13 protein-coding genes are annotated in these 15,255 nt (G+C 69.3%); 4 read left to right on the top strand and 9 right to left on the bottom strand.

The features are described from left to right. Positions 1-44: 44 nt before the first annotated feature. The gene (locus tag SB754_RS13620) at positions 45-1,589 is read right to left on the bottom strand and encodes a polysaccharide biosynthesis tyrosine autokinase (RefSeq protein ID WP_410782841.1); all 1,545 of its coding nucleotides are present in this window, start codon (positions 1,587-1,589) and stop codon (positions 45-47) included. 62 nt (positions 1,590-1,651) lie between these two features. Further along, positions 1,652-2,827 carry a glycosyltransferase family 4 protein gene (locus tag SB754_RS13615; protein ID WP_410782840.1) on the bottom strand — a complete coding sequence of 392 codons (1,176 nt, stop codon included), beginning with the start codon at positions 2,825-2,827 and terminating at the stop codon, positions 1,652-1,654. Between the two features lie 109 nt (positions 2,828-2,936). On the opposite strand from SB754_RS13615, the gene SB754_RS13610 reads away from it, so the two are divergent. After that, positions 2,937-3,563 (top strand): hypothetical protein, encoded by a 627-nt coding sequence (locus tag SB754_RS13610; protein WP_410782839.1) that lies wholly within the window; start codon positions 2,937-2,939, stop codon positions 3,561-3,563. A gap of 69 nt (positions 3,564-3,632) precedes the next feature. Here the strand turns inward: SB754_RS13610 and SB754_RS13605 are convergent, their stop codons facing one another. The 3 genes from SB754_RS13605 to SB754_RS13595 all read right to left on the bottom strand — a co-directional run bounded on the left by SB754_RS13605 (position 3,633) and on the right by SB754_RS13595 (position 9,127). After that, positions 3,633-6,176 (bottom strand): right-handed parallel beta-helix repeat-containing protein, encoded by a 2,544-nt coding sequence (locus tag SB754_RS13605; RefSeq protein WP_410782838.1) that lies wholly within the window; start codon positions 6,174-6,176, stop codon positions 3,633-3,635. Positions 6,177-6,404: 228 nt separating this feature from the next. Next, positions 6,405-7,586 carry a DUF1972 domain-containing protein gene (locus SB754_RS13600; RefSeq protein WP_410782837.1) on the bottom strand — a complete coding sequence of 394 codons (1,182 nt, stop codon included), beginning with the start codon at positions 7,584-7,586 and terminating at the stop codon, positions 6,405-6,407. A gap of 23 nt (positions 7,587-7,609) precedes the next feature. Further along, positions 7,610-9,127 carry a sugar transferase gene (locus SB754_RS13595; protein WP_410782836.1) on the bottom strand — a complete coding sequence of 506 codons (1,518 nt, stop codon included), beginning with the start codon at positions 9,125-9,127 and terminating at the stop codon, positions 7,610-7,612. A gap of 396 nt (positions 9,128-9,523) precedes the next feature. Here SB754_RS13595 and SB754_RS13590 point away from each other — a divergent pair, with 396 nt between their 5' ends. Continuing rightward, positions 9,524-10,243 carry an SOS response-associated peptidase gene (locus SB754_RS13590; protein ID WP_410782835.1) on the top strand — a complete coding sequence of 240 codons (720 nt, stop codon included), beginning with the start codon at positions 9,524-9,526 and terminating at the stop codon, positions 10,241-10,243. Positions 10,244-10,296: 53 nt separating this feature from the next. Here SB754_RS13590 and SB754_RS13585 read toward each other — a convergent pair whose 3' ends face one another. Continuing rightward, a complete protein-coding gene (locus SB754_RS13585) occupies positions 10,297-11,859 on the bottom strand; it encodes a hypothetical protein (RefSeq protein ID WP_410782834.1) in 1,563 nt (520 codons plus the stop codon). Between the two features lie 214 nt (positions 11,860-12,073). Further along, on the bottom strand, positions 12,074-13,111 hold the full coding sequence (gene mgrA / locus SB754_RS13580) for an L-glyceraldehyde 3-phosphate reductase (protein ID WP_410782833.1): 1,038 nt from the start codon (positions 13,109-13,111) through the stop codon (positions 12,074-12,076). A 171-nt stretch (positions 13,112-13,282) separates the two neighbouring features. Here mgrA and SB754_RS13575 point away from each other — a divergent pair, with 171 nt between their 5' ends. Next, positions 13,283-13,504, top strand: a complete 222-nt coding sequence (locus SB754_RS13575) for a hypothetical protein (RefSeq protein ID WP_410782832.1) — start codon at positions 13,283-13,285, stop codon at positions 13,502-13,504. Continuing rightward, positions 13,501-13,839 carry a hypothetical protein gene (locus SB754_RS13570; RefSeq protein ID WP_410782831.1) on the top strand — a complete coding sequence of 113 codons (339 nt, stop codon included), beginning with the start codon at positions 13,501-13,503 and terminating at the stop codon, positions 13,837-13,839. Before SB754_RS13575 ends, SB754_RS13570 begins: the two co-directional genes overlap by 4 nt. 161 nt (positions 13,840-14,000) lie before the next feature. Here the strand turns inward: SB754_RS13570 and SB754_RS13565 are convergent, their stop codons facing one another. Together SB754_RS13565 and SB754_RS13560 are read right to left on the bottom strand one after the other, a co-directional pair. Further along, positions 14,001-14,159, bottom strand: coding sequence for a hypothetical protein (locus SB754_RS13565; protein WP_285115406.1), 159 nt, complete (start codon positions 14,157-14,159; stop codon positions 14,001-14,003). 61 nt (positions 14,160-14,220) lie between these two features. Next, positions 14,221-15,252, bottom strand: a complete 1,032-nt coding sequence (locus SB754_RS13560) for an SIS domain-containing protein (RefSeq protein WP_410782830.1) — start codon at positions 15,250-15,252, stop codon at positions 14,221-14,223. Positions 15,253-15,255 lie beyond the last annotated feature (3 nt).

Raw genomic sequence — 15,255 nt, 5'->3', positions numbered from 1 at the left:
GTACAGGCGTACCGATCGGTGCCTCAGTCGCCGCGCGGCCATCGTCACTCGCGCCCGGAGCCGACCGCGTCCTGTCGGACCTCGTCGCGCTTAGGGTCGAACAGCGAGGTGATGGACCCCGACGAGGCACGGTCACGGGCGCCGTCGGGCTCGCCGACGAAGGCCTCCTCCGTCGTGGGCTGCGGGGCCTTGGGAACGGGCGTCGTCGCCACGCGGCGGAAGGGCGGCAGCGTTCGACGGGCGGGGACGGCCGACGCGACGTAGCCGTGGTACGGATTGCGCGCGGCGGGCGGCACGAAGTTCAGCACAGCGCCCTGGATGGGCGCGTTGACGCCCTGCAACGACTCCACCGCGAGCCGCAGGTCGTGGCGGGTCGTGCCGTTGTGGCGGACGGTCACCAAAGTGCCGTCGGTGAGCCGCGCGAGCGGGAGGGTGTCGGTGACGGCCAACAGTGGCACCGAGTCGAACACGACGAAGTCGTAGTATTCACGCATCGTTGTGACGAGGTCCGCGAAGGCCGCCGAGCTGAGCAACTGGTTGGGGTTCGGCGGCATCGCGCCCGCCGCTAGCACGTCGAGGTGGGGCACGCCCCACTCCTGGACGGCGTCCTCGAGGGTGGACCGGCCGACCAGCACCGTCGTGAGCCCGACCGAGCCTTCGATCTGGCAGTAGCCGGCGATGGAGGGTCGGCGCAGGTCGGCGTCGACGAGCAGCACCCGCTGCTCGCGCTCGGCCATGGCGAGCGCGAGGTTGATCGCGACGGTGCTCTTGCCGTCGTCGACGGACGGCGAGGTCACGACGACCACACGCATCGGCTTGTCGAGGTCGGCGAACTCGAGGTTCGAGACGAGCCCGCGGTACGCTTCGGCTTCGGCGGAACCCGGCGCGGCGAGCACCGCGAGCGGGTCGGCGCGGCGCCGTCCGCGCGGGATGCGCCCGAGGATCGGGATTTCGGCGACGCGCTGTACGTCCTCCCCGGTGCGGATGCGCGTGTCCAGCAGCTCGCGCAAGATCGCGTAGGTGAGGCCGGCCACCATGCCGATGGCAATGCCGATGAGGATGTCGAGTGTGCGGTTCGGCGAGATGGGCGTGCTCGGCAGCGTGGCGGCCGCGATGACGGACGACGTCACAGACGCCTTGCCGTCCTTGTCCTTCGGCGCGATTCCGGCGATTGCCTTCCCGAGCGACCCGGTGACCGCCGAGGTGATCCGCTGAGCCTGCTGCGGGTCCGGGTCCTGAGCCGAGATGTCGATGATCACGGTGTTCACCGGCGACTCGGCGGTGATCTTCGAGGCGAAGCTCGACAGCGAGCCTGAGTAGCTGAGGTCCTCCATGGCGGGTTGCAGCACGCTCGCCGTGGGAACGAGGGCGGTGTACGACTGCACGACGTTCTGCGCGAAGGTGCCGCCCTGCAGCAGCTCCGTCGTGCTGTCGCCTTGGTTGGTGGAGATGAAGACGCTCGAGGTCGAGCGGTAGATCGGGGTCGTCTGGGACGCCACCACGAATCCCAGCGCGCCCCCGGCGAGAATGAGGGCGACGATGGTGATCCAGCGCTTGCGAATGGCGCTGAGGTACTGGTGTAGGTCCACGGTCGGTGGTCCTCTCGGTCGGGTGCCTTAACGGTAGGCCCAGGACCAACGCTGAGTAAAGCTCAGATTTGTCCCCCGTCGTGGGGACGCTGTTGGTCAGCCGTCTCGATCACCGCGAGAATTGCGGCGTCATAACGCTCTCGCGCGTGCCGTCGCTCCGCCTCGGCCCTCGCAGCGGCGGCAGCGGCTCTGTATGATGCCCAATCGTCGGCGATCCGCTCCACTGCGTCCGCGATGGCCGCGGCGTCGCCCAATGGCACCAGCACTGTCGTGTCGTAGCCAGCGGCGGCCTCGCGGAGTCCTGAACTGTCGGAGACGATGACGGGGCGCTCGGCGAGCACGGCTTCCACGACGGCGTTGCCGAAGCTCTCGTCAGCGCGAGACGGGACCAGCGCGATGTCGGCGGACGCCAACTCCTCCCAGACGCTCGGCCGGAAGCCCAGAAAGCGTACCGCGTCGCCGAGGTCGGACCGCTCGACCTTCTCTTCGAGTGCAGAGCGGAAAGGCTCGTAACCGTCGAACACTCCTCCGACGAGGTCGAGCGTGACCGCACGGCCCCGTGCCCATAGGATTTCGGCTGCGTCCACGGCCAGATCGACCCCTTTGCGTTCGGAGAGCCGACCGACGTAGACGAGGCGGACGCGGCTGCCCAGGCCCTCCCTCGGCGGGGTGGCCGTCGGCGGCCCAGCGACCGCGTTGAGGACGACGGTGGTCCTGCGGGCGAGGGTCGGGTATGGCTCGGCGAGCACGCTGGCGCAGAAAGCGCTATTTGCTGCGATGGCGTCGGTGAGCAGCAATGGGGTCGCCAGCGCCCGCTTGACGAGCGGCCTCGGGCTGCGCTCAGCCTCGTGCACGTGGCAGATCACGGTGCGGCCGGCGAGCCGGGCCGCCAGCAGCCACGAGGGGATGGTCAGAGTGCTCACGTACACGGTGTCGATATCCATTCGCCGTATCGCGGCGACGGCTCGTGCCAGTGCGGCCGGCATCTGGGCCACGAGGGATAAGAGCCCGGTGGGGGAGAGCAGCCGCTTGCGGAGTACCGGAGCGGCGATGATCTCGGCGGCGGCTCCGCGCTTGCGGATCTCCGCCAGCAGCGGACCGTCGCTGGGAACGGCGACCGTCACCCGATAACCGGCACCCACGAGCGCACTGACGGTCGAGAGCATGACTCGGTCGGACCCGTACAGCTCCGCCCCCGGGTGTGCGACGAGCACGGAGGGTTGCCGTCCGGTGACCATGTCGTTTCCTTCGTCGTGGCGGATTCCGGTGGCCCCCGAGCGCGGGATGGGCTGCGGGCGGATCGTCGCATACAATCATGAGTGATCTTCAGTATAGGGAGCAAATGAGATGCCTGTCATCCTCGTTGTCTGCACGGCGAACGTCTGCCGATCGCCGCTTGCGGCGGCCATCCTCACCGTGGGCCTGCGGTCCGCGTACCCGGGGAGCCTAACTGTGCTGAGCGCCGGGATCGTCGCCGCGAACGACGAGGATGTCTGCTCGGCCGCCTCGCGCGTGCTCGCCGGCCGCCGCGTCCCCACTCACCTTGCGGAGCGATCGCGGGCCGGCATGCTCGATGTCGGGCTCGTCGAGACGGCCGACCTCATCTTTACCGCTGACATCTCACAGCGCGCCGCCGTCGCGCAGCTCTCCTCTGCCGCACGCTCACGCACGTTCACGCTGCGCGAGGCGGCGTTCCTACTGCAAGGCGCAGCGCGGCATGGTGAATTCCGCACGGAGCCGGCGACCTTCGCCGATGCCGTGGACCGGCTCAACACCATGCGTGCCTCGATCGTCATGCCCGCCAGCGGTCGCGGTCGTCGCTTCGGCGGGAGCGGGAAGCGCCGGAACTCGCTCGATATCAGCGACGGCCATGGCATGGGTCCAAAGTCGCACTCCGACGTGGTCCACTCGGTCGCCGCCGTCTCGGAAACGCTCTCCCGTATGCTGCTGGAAGGGGGCCTCGTGCCGGCGTGATCCGCGAACGACGAAGGCCCCTCCCCGCCGAAGCGGGGAGGGGCCTTCTCGGTGGGTCCGCTCAGGCGATCACCAGGAGCCGAGTGGGAGCGTACCGGCAGGCTTGCCGATCAGGCTCGCGACCGAGGCGGGCAGCGCCCTAGGCGTCGAGGCGAGCTGCGCCTGCGCGGAGCTCGTCAGCGTCAGATCGGAGCCGAGGGTACCGGTGCCGGTGACCGATTTCGAGCTAGCGTCCTGACCCGTCGCCGCCGAGAACGCCGCAGCGGTGGCGTAGCCCTTCGTGGCGCTGGTGGTCTGCATCCAGATGATGTCGATGGACGGCTTGCCCGCAGTCGTGCGCTGGTAGAGGTTGCCGTTGATCGTCAGGTGCATCGCAGCGCCGTCCAGCTTGTGGGCCTGGTCCTCGACGGTCAGCTGGGCCAGGCCCGTCGCGTCGGCGAGGACGTTGTTCGAGACCGTCACATTCTGCAGGATCCACGAGAACGTGGGATCCGGCTGCGGACGCTTCGGGTCGTGGCCGGGTACCGACAGGTCCGTCTCCCGACGCGCGTCCTGCATCAGGGCAATATTGCGGTTGTTGCGGACGGACGTGTTGTTCCAGATGGAGCTGTCCGAGGTGTCGAACAGCCGGATGCCGTTGCCTGCGTTGTCGCGCGCGACGTTGTTGGCGATGGTCACGTGAGCGGAGATCTCCGCCTCCACGCCGTCGCCTCCGTTCGAGACGAAGTCGTTGCCCGTCACAGCAGCGTCGTACACCGACTCGTCCAGCCAGAGGCCCGTGGTCGCGTTCCGGAGGAACGCGCTGTCGGTGATCGAGATTCCCCGGCTGCGCGTGATCTTGAATCCGCCGGAGAGAGGCTCCTTCTTGAAGTGCTCGTTGTTGTTGTCGGCGACGAGCAGTCCGGTGGCCTTCAGCCCGTAGGCCGAGTTGCCGCCGAAGCCAAGCATCCCGTTCCTAGCGATCGTCAGGTGGCTCAGCGTGGCGTTGGTGCTCCACGCGAAGAGGCCGATGGTCGCGTTGTCGATGATCGCCATGTTCTCCAGAGTGATCCCGGGGACCTGCGCGGTGACCGCGCCCATCTGCATCGCAGAGGTGGCGTAGCGCTCAACGCCGATGCCGCGAACGGTCGTGCCCGCGCCCTGGATCCTCATCGCCTCCTGCAGCGTGCTCACCCGCACGGAGTGCCCGTTGGGGTTGCTGCCGAGAACCAGTTGCTGGGCGCCCTTGTCGACGTAGAACGTTCCGGCGGTCACGGCGCTCCGTGAGGAGACCTGACGCTGCGAGACGCCGTCGATGAACATCTGATCCGGAGTTGCCGCCATCGGGTAATTCGGATCGAGGTAGCGGGAGGCGTCGCTCAGGTTACCGGAGTACGACGGGCTGTTGTTGAAGGCATAGCCGTAGCCGCCGGAGACCCAGGTCGAGCCCGACGCGCTCCAGCTGCCCCAGGCCTGGCTGCCGTCGAACCAGACGGCCTCGCCCGGGTAGGACTGAATCGTCAGCTTCTTGTTGAAGGGCACCGCGAGCGTCTCGTGGTATGTGCCGCCACGCAGCACGACGGTGGCGCCGCTCGGTGCCGCGGTGACCGCGGCCTGAGCGGTCGAGTACGGCTTCGCCTGCGTTCCGTTGCCGCCCGCGGCCGCGCCCGCGGCAGCGAAGACTGCACCGGACGGCACCGCGTAGCTGGTCGAGCCGATGGGCGCGGAGCCGACGCTGTGGCGTGCGCCGCTGGCGGAGACACCGTTGGACGTCGTCTGTGCGGGGGTCGACGTCCCGGGCGTGGTCGGCGCCGGCGCCGCGGTCGGCGGCGTCGTCGTCGGAGTGGTCGGCGTCGTCGTCGGAGTGGCCGTCGGCGAGGTGGTCGGCTTCGCCGGCGCAGTAGTGACAGGAGCCGTCGGCGAGACGAGGCTCCCGCCCGCGGTCGCAACGAGGTCGTCGACTTTGAGCTGCGCCGCAGTTGAGGACCGCGACAGGTAGCCCCAGACCGCCAGCGAGCCGGAGAGCAGCCGCTTGACGCTAGAGTCCCTGCCGGAGGCCTGCCAGGTGCCTGCAGTGGTTCCCGCCGGGCTGACACGTGCCTTCAGGGCGACCGGCGAGGAGCCGGTGACGCTGAAGTCGAGCGTGTAGGCCGTGCCCGCCGTGATGCCGGAGGCGACCGTCCGCTCGGCGACGATCTGGGTCGAGGCCGAACCGTCGATGCGGCGCACCTGGAGCGTCGCCGTCTTCGAGGCGGTGAATCGGATCGTTGCATCGTAGCGGTGGTTTCCGGAGATGCGTGCCTGCAGTGAGGCGTAGACACCGGAACCCTTCGTGGGCAGAGTGGGCACGGTGAACTTTGCGGACGCGGTCACGTCGGTGGCCGACACCGAGCGGAGCACAGAGCTGGCGCTGATGCCCGGCTTCAGGTTGAAGACACCGGCCCCGGAAGCGACCGAGGTCGCGGAGGGGTTCGTCGCCGTATATGCGCCGCCGGTGGATGCGGAGCCGAAGCCGCTGCCGACCGTTCGCGTGAACGAGTCGGACACCAGGGGTGCCGTTGCCGCGGAGGCTCCGACGACGCCGACGCCGACGGGGACGGCGAGCGCAGCGGTGAGGGCGGTGGCCAAGGCCACGTTCCGTACGCGGATTTTTTTGTTGTGTCGGGGGTTTTCAGTGGTGGCGACGTGCCGACCGTGGTTCTTGTCGAAATCGCGGGATTTGCTCGTCATAAGCGGGTTCAATTTCCCGCCGCTTCGGGTAGGGATGGCAGCCGGATGTGGCGGAATGGGGGTCCGAGAGCGGCGCTGTAGGAAGTATTCACTACTGCAACGCCGTTGTCGAACTGTTACATGCGGAGAGTCTCACGCCTCAACGGGCCGAGAATTTCCCTCACGAATGGCTTCTGAACCACGTCGTCTACCCTGCGCTCCTGCGGAACTGTGCCCCGAAATGAGGTGAACAGCCAGTTCTGTGTACCCAGCTGCTACACGACCCCAATTGTACCGCTCAAGGGCTCTGGCTTGCAGCCTGCTCCCAGCAGACTTTGTGATTTCGACGACGCGCTCCGCCTCTTCCACCCGCTGCCCCGCCTCAACGCTATCAGCAAAATACCGGGCGTCCGGGCCAGCGACCTCCCGATTGAAATCGATGTCGTACGCGATCACCGCGGTGGCCGCCCCCATCGCCCGGAGTAGCGACGGATTCGTCCCGCCCACCGAGTGGCCGTGGACATAGGTGAGCGCGTTGGCATAGAGCTGGTCGAGGAGATCCTGGTCCCACACCCCGCCGAGCAACCGGATGCGGTCGTCGGACTCGGCGAGTTCCGTGATCCGCTGCGAGTACGCGGCCGCGTAGGGCGCGGAGCCGACGACGACCAGTGGCATGCGGGCGCCGCTGCGCCGGTACCCGTCGACGATGACGTCCACGTGGTTCTCCGGCTCGAACCGCGCGACCACCAGGTGATAAGCGCCCGGAGTGAGGCCGAGCCCGTCCAGCCCGGGATTCCCCACCGCGTCGATCCGCTTCGACCCGTAGGTCAGCAGGCGCGTCTCCACGCCGAACTCGCGTTCGTAGTAGTTGGCGATCCCCTGCGCGTCCGCGATCAGCGCGTCCGCCCAGCGCACCGAGAGCGACTCGGCAACGCGGTAGTACTTGCGGCCGACGCGGCCCCACTTGCCGCGCTTCCACTCCAGACCGTCAACGTGCACGGCAACCGGCACGCGAGCGATGCGCAGCGCGGGCAGGAAGGGGGAGTTGGCGGCATTGAAGACGAAGGCCGCGTCGTACCGGCGACGGAGGACGGCGTGCAGCACCGACAGGCCGGTGTGGCTTAAGGTCTCGAGTGTCTTGGACCGCAGGGCGGGCAGGTGGACCAACTTCATCCCGGCGTACTCCGCGGGCCTCGGCGCTCCCTTCTTGGACCGGCAGTAGACCGTGACCTCGGCGCCGGCCGCGGCCATGCGGCGGCCAATCTCGTCGACCGCGGTCTCGAAGCCGCCGTATGCTGCCGGGACGCCCCGCGTGCCGATCATCGCCACGCGCATCGCGTGACCTTTGGGACGCGGCATCAGTACGCCCCCACGGGATGTGTCAGCACTTTGACGGTGCGCCACATGATGACGAGGTCGCCGGTGAGCGACCAGTTCTCCACGTAGTAGAGGTCCAGGCGGACGCTCTCCTCCCAGGAGAGATCGGAACGACCGTTCACCTGCCACATCCCGGTGAGTCCCGGCTTGATGTAGAGGCGACGGTGAACGTGGTTCTCGTAGCCGGCGACCTCGGAGGCGAGCGGCGGGCGCGGGCCCACCAGGCTCATATCCCCGAGGAACACGTTGACGAGCTGCGGAAGCTCATCGAGCGAGAATTTGCGGAGGTAGTGGCCGACCCGGGTGACCCGCGGGTCGTTCTTCATCTTGAACAGGAGCCCCTGGCCGTCGTTCTTCGCCTGCAGCGCGGCAAGCCGCGCCTCCGCGTCGACGACCATGGAACGGAACTTGTACATCCGGAAGCGCTCGCCATTGCGGCCGACGCGCTCCTGCGCGAAGACGACGGGCCCGTTGTCGTCGATCTTGATGGCGATCGCGATCGCGATGAAGAGGGGCGAGAGCAGGAGCAGCGCGAGGCCCGACGCGAAGAAGTCGAAGGCGCGCTTGAGCACGTGCTTGCCGCCCTCGAACTGCGGGATCTCCACGTGGATGAGGGGGAGTCCCTCCACCGGGCGGAAGTGGATGCGCGGCCCGGCGACGTCCGTCAGCGGAGCGGCGAGGACCAGCTCGGTGGCCGTTCCCTCCAGGTTCCAGGCGAGCGTGCGCACGAAATCTCCGGAGCTGAGGGCGCGGCCGGCCACGATAACCGTGTCCGCGCCCAGCCGCGCCGCAGCGTCCGCAACCCCCGACAGGTCGGAGACGATCGGTACCTCGCGCCCGGGCGCAGCGATCCGGCGCCGCAGCTCGGCGTCCTTCTTCTGTCCCTTGCGCTTTCCGGTGTCGAGGGCGGCACCCACGACGTTGTAGGCCGCCCCCGAGTTCTGATGGATCTGGCGCACCACGTAGTCGACGTCGTCGAACCGGCCGACGACGAGGGCGCGCGAGAGATAGTGGTCGAAGCTGCGCTGGCGGATCAGCCAGTGCCGCCACAGCCAGCGCGAGAAGAGCACGCCGGCCATCCCGGCCGGCAGTGCGACGATGAAGTAACCGCGCGCGATGTCGACCTTCGCCACCAGGAAGAGGATGGCGAGCAGGCCGAAGGTGATGGCCGTGGCCGAGACGACGCGCCGGTATTCGGAGACGCCGAGGCCGATCACCCGCGGGTCCCGGGTGTGGTAGACGGACAGCGTGAAGAGCCAGGTCGCCGCGATGATCAGCGACAGGTACAGGTAGTCGAGGTGGAAGCCGGACGTCGGCGCGGCGGCGTCGTCGAAGCCGAAGCGCACGAACACGGCACCGATGGTGGTCATGAGGATGATCGCGGTGTCCGTCGCGAGGAGGCGGTAGCGGTAGAGCTTGGCCCAGGTGAGCTCTGAGCTGCGTCCGCGGAGCGCCGTCGGGGCGACGATGCCGGGCAGCCGGGGGCGGACGACGGTCATGCCGCGACCTCCGCCGTTGCGCGTCCGGCATCGCGTCCCATCGGAGAGCCGACGGCGGCTGGGGGGAAACCGTGGTCTCGAACGGCTTCACCGCCGCCGGCTCCGCTCGAGGGGCGACCTCCGTGGGTCCGCGCGCGCCGAGTGCTCCCCGTTGGGATGGGGTTGAGTGCGGGAAGCGCTCGGCGCGGCGAAATCGGGTACACGTGGGGTCACCTGCGGGTCGGGTTGTGCATTCGGGTGGTGTGAACGTCTGGAGTTCCAGTACCGTAAAGTGACTGTTCCTCACCAATTCACAAAACTGAGAATACATCGTTTTTTCAGGTTGGCGACACCCGCGTTTGGGGGTGAATAATCCTCATTTCCTATGGTGTCGGTGGGCGCGCCTATGCTGGCGTCATGTGCGGCAGGTTCGCGATGGACGACAAGGTCAACGCCGAGATCACCGAGTTCGTGGAGCGCACGGGCCGGCTCCCCGAAGAGTGGCGCGCCGACTGGGAGGCCGACTACAACATCGCGCCGACCGACGACATCCCCGTGCTCATCGACTCGGCCAAGACGCGCGAGCTGAGGTTCGAGCGCGCGCACTGGTCGCTGGTGCCGTCGTGGTCCGAGACGCTGAAGCCGAAGTTCCCGACCTTCAACGCGCGAGCCGAGGGGATCACCGAGAAGGCGACCTGGCGGAAGCCCGTGCAGTCGCACCGCGCGATCGTGCTCGCTCGCGGCTACTACGAGTGGCAGGGGCCGAAGGGTCACAAGACGCCCTTCTTCATCCGCTACCCGGAGGGCCGGCTGATGGGCTTCGCCGGCCTCTACTCCTGGTGGCGCGACAAGAGCAAGGATGAGGACGACCCGGACCGCTGGGTGCTGACGGCCACCATCCTGACATCGGACGCGGTCCAGACGCTGGCGGACATCCACGACCGCAACCCGGTCATCCTGCCGGAGGAGCTGTGGCAGCACTGGCTCGACCCGTCCATCGTGGGCGACCAGGCGCTCGTCGACGAGGCCGTGCGCGCCGGGGTGGCGGAGGCGAGCACGTTGCGCTTCGACCAGGTGCGCCCGTTCCGCACCGACGATGACGGGCCGCAGCTCATCGAGCCCGTCGACGCCGCCTGACAGTCGCGGTTCGCGCCGTCAGCGCGTTAGGGGGCGGGTCAACGGGTCGCAGGTCAGCGGGTCAACTCGATGACGACGCTGCGGTGCGTGGAGATCGTCCGCCCGGTCTGCGCGAACCCGAGCGCCTGCAACTCGGGGAGGCCCCACGTGTCCTGGATTCCCTGGCCGTCGAGCTCGATCAGCCAGACTCGGTCGACGCCGTCGAACCGCCCGCGCTGCGCCGCCTGGGTGACCGAGTAGGCGCGGTCCCCCCACCAGTCGTTGCGGTAGTACGGGGTCCGGAGGGTCACATCCCGTACACCGCGGAAGCCCTCCGGATAGGTGCGCATCGCCAGGCGCGGACGCTGCGACGGTCTGGCCGACTCGTCGAACACCACGGCGTCCCCCGGCCCGGCGTTCGCCCCCATCACCGCGCTCACCTCGGCCCAGTCACTGTCGTTCTTGGCATAGGGGCCGCGCTGCAGCACATACACCGGCGCGCACAGGGCGACGAAGAGGAGGGTCGCGCCGGCGGTCGCCGCGACCGTGCGCCGCGGGTCGCCGCCCAGCATCCGGCCCAGGACCAGGATGCCTTCGGCGACGAGCAGTGCGGCGGCCGGTGCGGCGAAGGTGGAGTACCGGCCGGTGTACATGGGGTAGAGGAGATTGACGGCGAGCATGAGCCCCGTCGGGAGGAACAGCCAGGTCGCCGCGACTAGCCGGGTGGAGACGCCGCGCGGGCCCTCCGTGGCCGGGCGTGTGTGCCGCGTCCGCCAGGCCCGCCAGGCCGGCCACAGCGCGAGCGCGACGAGCGCCCACGCCGGGATCGCGACCCACGGCATCCCGAACCAGAGGAAGTAGTACCAGATCGACGGGTCGTCCGGTGTGCCGCTGAGGTAGGCGATCTGGCTGCGCTCGAAGTACGCGACCAGGGCGAGCGGCAGGAGGGAGACCAGGCAGCCGGCGGCGCAGACCGTCCACCGGCGGATCGTCGACCGGGATGCCCGGCTGGCGAGCAGCACGGCTCCGTGTGCGACGAGGAGGGTCGCGAAGTAGAGGAAGAGGTACGACGAGAGGGCCATCCCCGCTGCGTACAGCAGCCAGGCGAGCCGCCGCGCGCCAGGCGCCAGTCGCCTCCCGCCTCCGTCGATCAGCCAGAGCAGCAGCAGCGTCAGCCAGGCGGCCGCTGCCGCCGTGAACGCGTAGGACCGTGCCTCCTCGCCCGCGTACGTCAGCCGGGGCAGGACGGTCGCGACGATCCCTGCGACCATGGCAGCCCGGCCGCCTCCCCTGCGTCCCGCGATGAGGGTCACTGCCGCGACGGCCGCGCCCACCGCCAGCGCGCTCGGCAGCCGGAGGGCGAAGGCGCTCTCGCCGGCGACTCGGATCCAGCCGTGCATGAAGAGGTAGTACAGGCCGTGCACCGCGTCGACGTGGAACAGCATCCCGATCAGGCTGCCGACCGGCCGTTTCGCCGAGAGCAGGGTCGCCGCCTCGTCACCCCACAGCGAGGGGATCCAGCTGGCCGCCGCACAGAGCACCGTGGCGAGGACCCCGAAAACGGCCGCGATCGTCCATGGGCGGACCGCACGCAGCGGCGCTCCGACCCGGACTTCCGGTTCGACGAGGAGGGTCATACCACCCGGTTCTAGACGGCGGACGGGAACACCTCCGAGCCAACCACTGAACCCTGGGGGACGCGTGGGGGAGCACTACGGAAACTCACAGCCCACGCCTACCCCCGGCGTCGCCATCCCGGCACCCCTAGCTCGCCGAGCGGTGAGCAGATGTCGCAATCCGGCGAGAATTGGCGCATCTACTCACCAGTCGACGCATTTGGATGGCGACCGGTCAGACCTCGCCGCGCCGCGCTCCCGCCCACAGATCCACGCCGGCGTCGACGGCGTGCTCGTCGATTGCGGCCAGTTCCTGGTCGGTGAAGGACAGGTTGCCGAGTGCCCCGATGTTCTGCTCCAGCTGGCGGACGCTGCTCGCCCCGATCACGAGGGAGGTGACCCGGTCGTCGCGCAGAGCCCAGGCGAGCGCGAGCTGTGCGAGGGTCTGACCCCGCGAGGCGGCGATGTCGTTGAGCGCACGGAGGTGCCCGACCGCCTCGTCCGTGAGCCAGCTCGCGTCGAAGGAGTCGCCCCGGCTCGCCCGGGAGCCCTCCGGAACTCCGTTCAGGTACTTGTCCGTCAGCATCCCCTGCGCGAGCGGCGTGAAGCCGATGACGCCCACGCCCAGCTCGTCGACGGTGTCGAGCAGCCCCTCCGTCTCGATCCACCGGTTCAGCATCGAGTACGACGGCTGGTGGATGAGGAGCGGCGTCCCCAGGTCCGCCAGGATCTCCGCGGCCTGGCGGGTCTCCTCGGCGCTGTAGGACGAGATGCCGACGTACAGCGCCCGACCCGAGCGCACCGCCGTGTCGAGCGCCTGCATGGTCTCCTCCAGCGGAGTGGAGGGGTCGGGCCGGTGCGAGTAGAAGATGTCCACGTACTCGACGCCGAGGCGCTTCAGCGACTGGTCCAGGCTGGCGAGCACGTACTTGCGGCCGCCGCCGCCCTGACCGTACGGGCCGGGCCACATGTCCCACCCCGCCTTGCTCGAGATGACGAGCTCGTCGCGGTGGGCGGCCAGATCCTCCTGCAGGATGCGGCCGAAGTTCTTCTCGGCCGAGCCGTACGGCGGGCCGTAATTGTTGGCCAGGTCGAAGTGCGTCACGCCGAGGTCGAAGGCGCGGCGGATGATGGCGCGCTGCCCGTCGAGCGGCCGGTCGTCGCCGAAGTTGTGCCAGAGACCGAGCGACAGGGCGGGCAGGTCGAGTCCGCTGCGCCCGGTCCGGCGGTAGAGCATGTCGTCGTATCGTGCGGGGTCGGGGATGTAGGCCATTCCTCCACCCTGCTCCGTGCCGTCCGCGAAGTCCAACAGACGACGTGGATGGTATTCATCGCCGCCGCTGCTCGATCGGCGCGGCTCGACCCGGCGCCGCTCGATCCGGCAACGGGCCTCCCGAGCTGTCAAGCCCTTGTCCGCAACAGGGGCCGGGCGCTGGCTGGTCGCATGAGCGACGACGAGCAACTGACCCCGAGCAACGACCCCACCGCTCCGGAGCAGCCGCAGGGCGCTCCGGCACCGACCGACACTCCCGTGCACGACCAGCCGACCGCGGCCGGCCAGGCGCCGGCGGGTGGTGCGCTCGACGGCGAGAACGACCTCCCGGCGGACGACGAAACGGCCGACACCCTCCAGAACGACGCCCTCCTCGACGAGGAGCAGCCATGACCCACCACGGTTCCGCCACGGCGCCGCGCCGCGACCCGACCCGCGTCCGCGAACAACCGGCGCTCACGACCTCCAGCGGCCGGGAATGGCTGCTGCTGGGCGGACTCCTCGCCCTGGTCAGCCTTGCGGTCCTGCTCCCACTGAGCGGGATGCACCCCGACATCGCGCTCGTCGGGGCGGGAGTCGTACTGCTCCTGCTGATCGGGATGGGCGTGGTGCGCGCGGCGGTCCCGCGCCGGCGAGCGCGGCTCGTCACCCTGGCCGTGCTGTTCGGGGCGATGGCGGTGGTCGCCCTCGGCACGGTACTTCTGGTTGCGGCTTCCACGCTGCGCTGACGCGACCGACGAGGCCTCCGAGCCGCACGCACCCGGCCGTCATGAGCGCCGCGGTTCGCGCAGCCTCCATGGTGACGAACGGCGGCGCTCGGTACCGTCCTCCACACGCAGAACGGCGGCCGTGCTCCACGAGCACGGCCGCCGTTCGAGGTCGGGGACGGTCAGGTCCGGTTGGCGCCTCGTCTCATCCAGCCGACGATCGCGGTGATGACGAAGAACACCAGCCCCAGGATGGCGAGCCACAGCAGTCCCTTGATGGCGAAGCCGAGAATGGCGAGCACCGCCCAGATCACGAGCAGAATCACGATGAGAGCTATCATGCGTCCATCAGACTCCCAGGAAAGGCGCTCGTCAACTGCTGCCAGCCGAACTGCAACGGAATCAGCGCACCGGGAGCTTGGTGTCGTCCTGGTGGTAGAGGAAATCCTCCAGGGGGAACGGCTTGTGCTCGATGGCCGCGGCGATGGCGAGCTGGCCGATCACGGTCTCGACCACGGCGCGCTCGAACACCCCGAGCCCCTGGGGGAGCCGGACGATGGTGAGACCGGCGTGGCCGGCGCCCGGGATCGTGGACGGGTCGGCCGCCGTCACCAGGACGACCGGCACCCCTGCGTCGAGCACGGAGGACGGGATGCTGACCTCCCGGCCATCGCCGAACACGACGAGCGCGTCGTCGGAGGACAGCACCTCCATCGGACCGTGCAGGTACTGGAACGTCTCGAACGAGGTGCTCGGCGTGCGCAGCCCCTCCCGCACCATGAGCGACAGTTCGGAGGCCGCCGTCAGCGAGCCGCCGCGGCCGACGACGTCGATCGTGGTCGCGCCGGCCAGCACCCGGCCCACCCGCTCGGCCACCTCGGCGTAGTCGCGGAGCGCGTCCGCGACCAGCCCGGGGATCCGCTCCGCCTGGGCGGCCGCATCCAGCGCGCCGACATTGTCGAGCAGCAGGGCGTAGGCGAGGATCGTCGCCGTGAAGCCGCTGGTGTACACGGGGGAGTCCGGGAATCCACCGAGGCCGAGCACCGCATCCACCGCTTCGGCGATCGGCTGCGCCGGGAAGTTGCTGATCCCGATGCGCGTGCCCGGCGTCAGCCTGCCCGCGGCCGCGAGGGGCTCGGGGCTGCGCCCGGACTCGGACACGACGATGCTGTGGTGGGCGCGGACCACGGCCAGCCCGTCCGCGACGTCCGACGCGACCACACCGCACGCCGGGCGACCGGCGGCGGCCAGCGCCGCCACGAGGGCGTGCGACGAGTTGAGGGAGGCGCCCATCGCGAGCACCGCGACGCTCTCGTCGGCGCCCCAGCGGGCGAGGGAGGCGGCGGCGAGGTCGCGCAGCACGGTCTCGCGGGCGAGGGCGAGGTTCTCCGGCTGGGCGCGCATGGCGTCGACGAAGGAGGCTTTCGGTTCCATTTC

Source organism: Leifsonia sp. SIMBA_070 (assembly GCF_046534635.1).
Taxonomy (GTDB): Bacteria; Actinomycetota; Actinomycetes; order Actinomycetales; family Microbacteriaceae; genus Leifsonia.
This window is presented reverse-complemented; position numbering and strand designations above follow the sequence as displayed.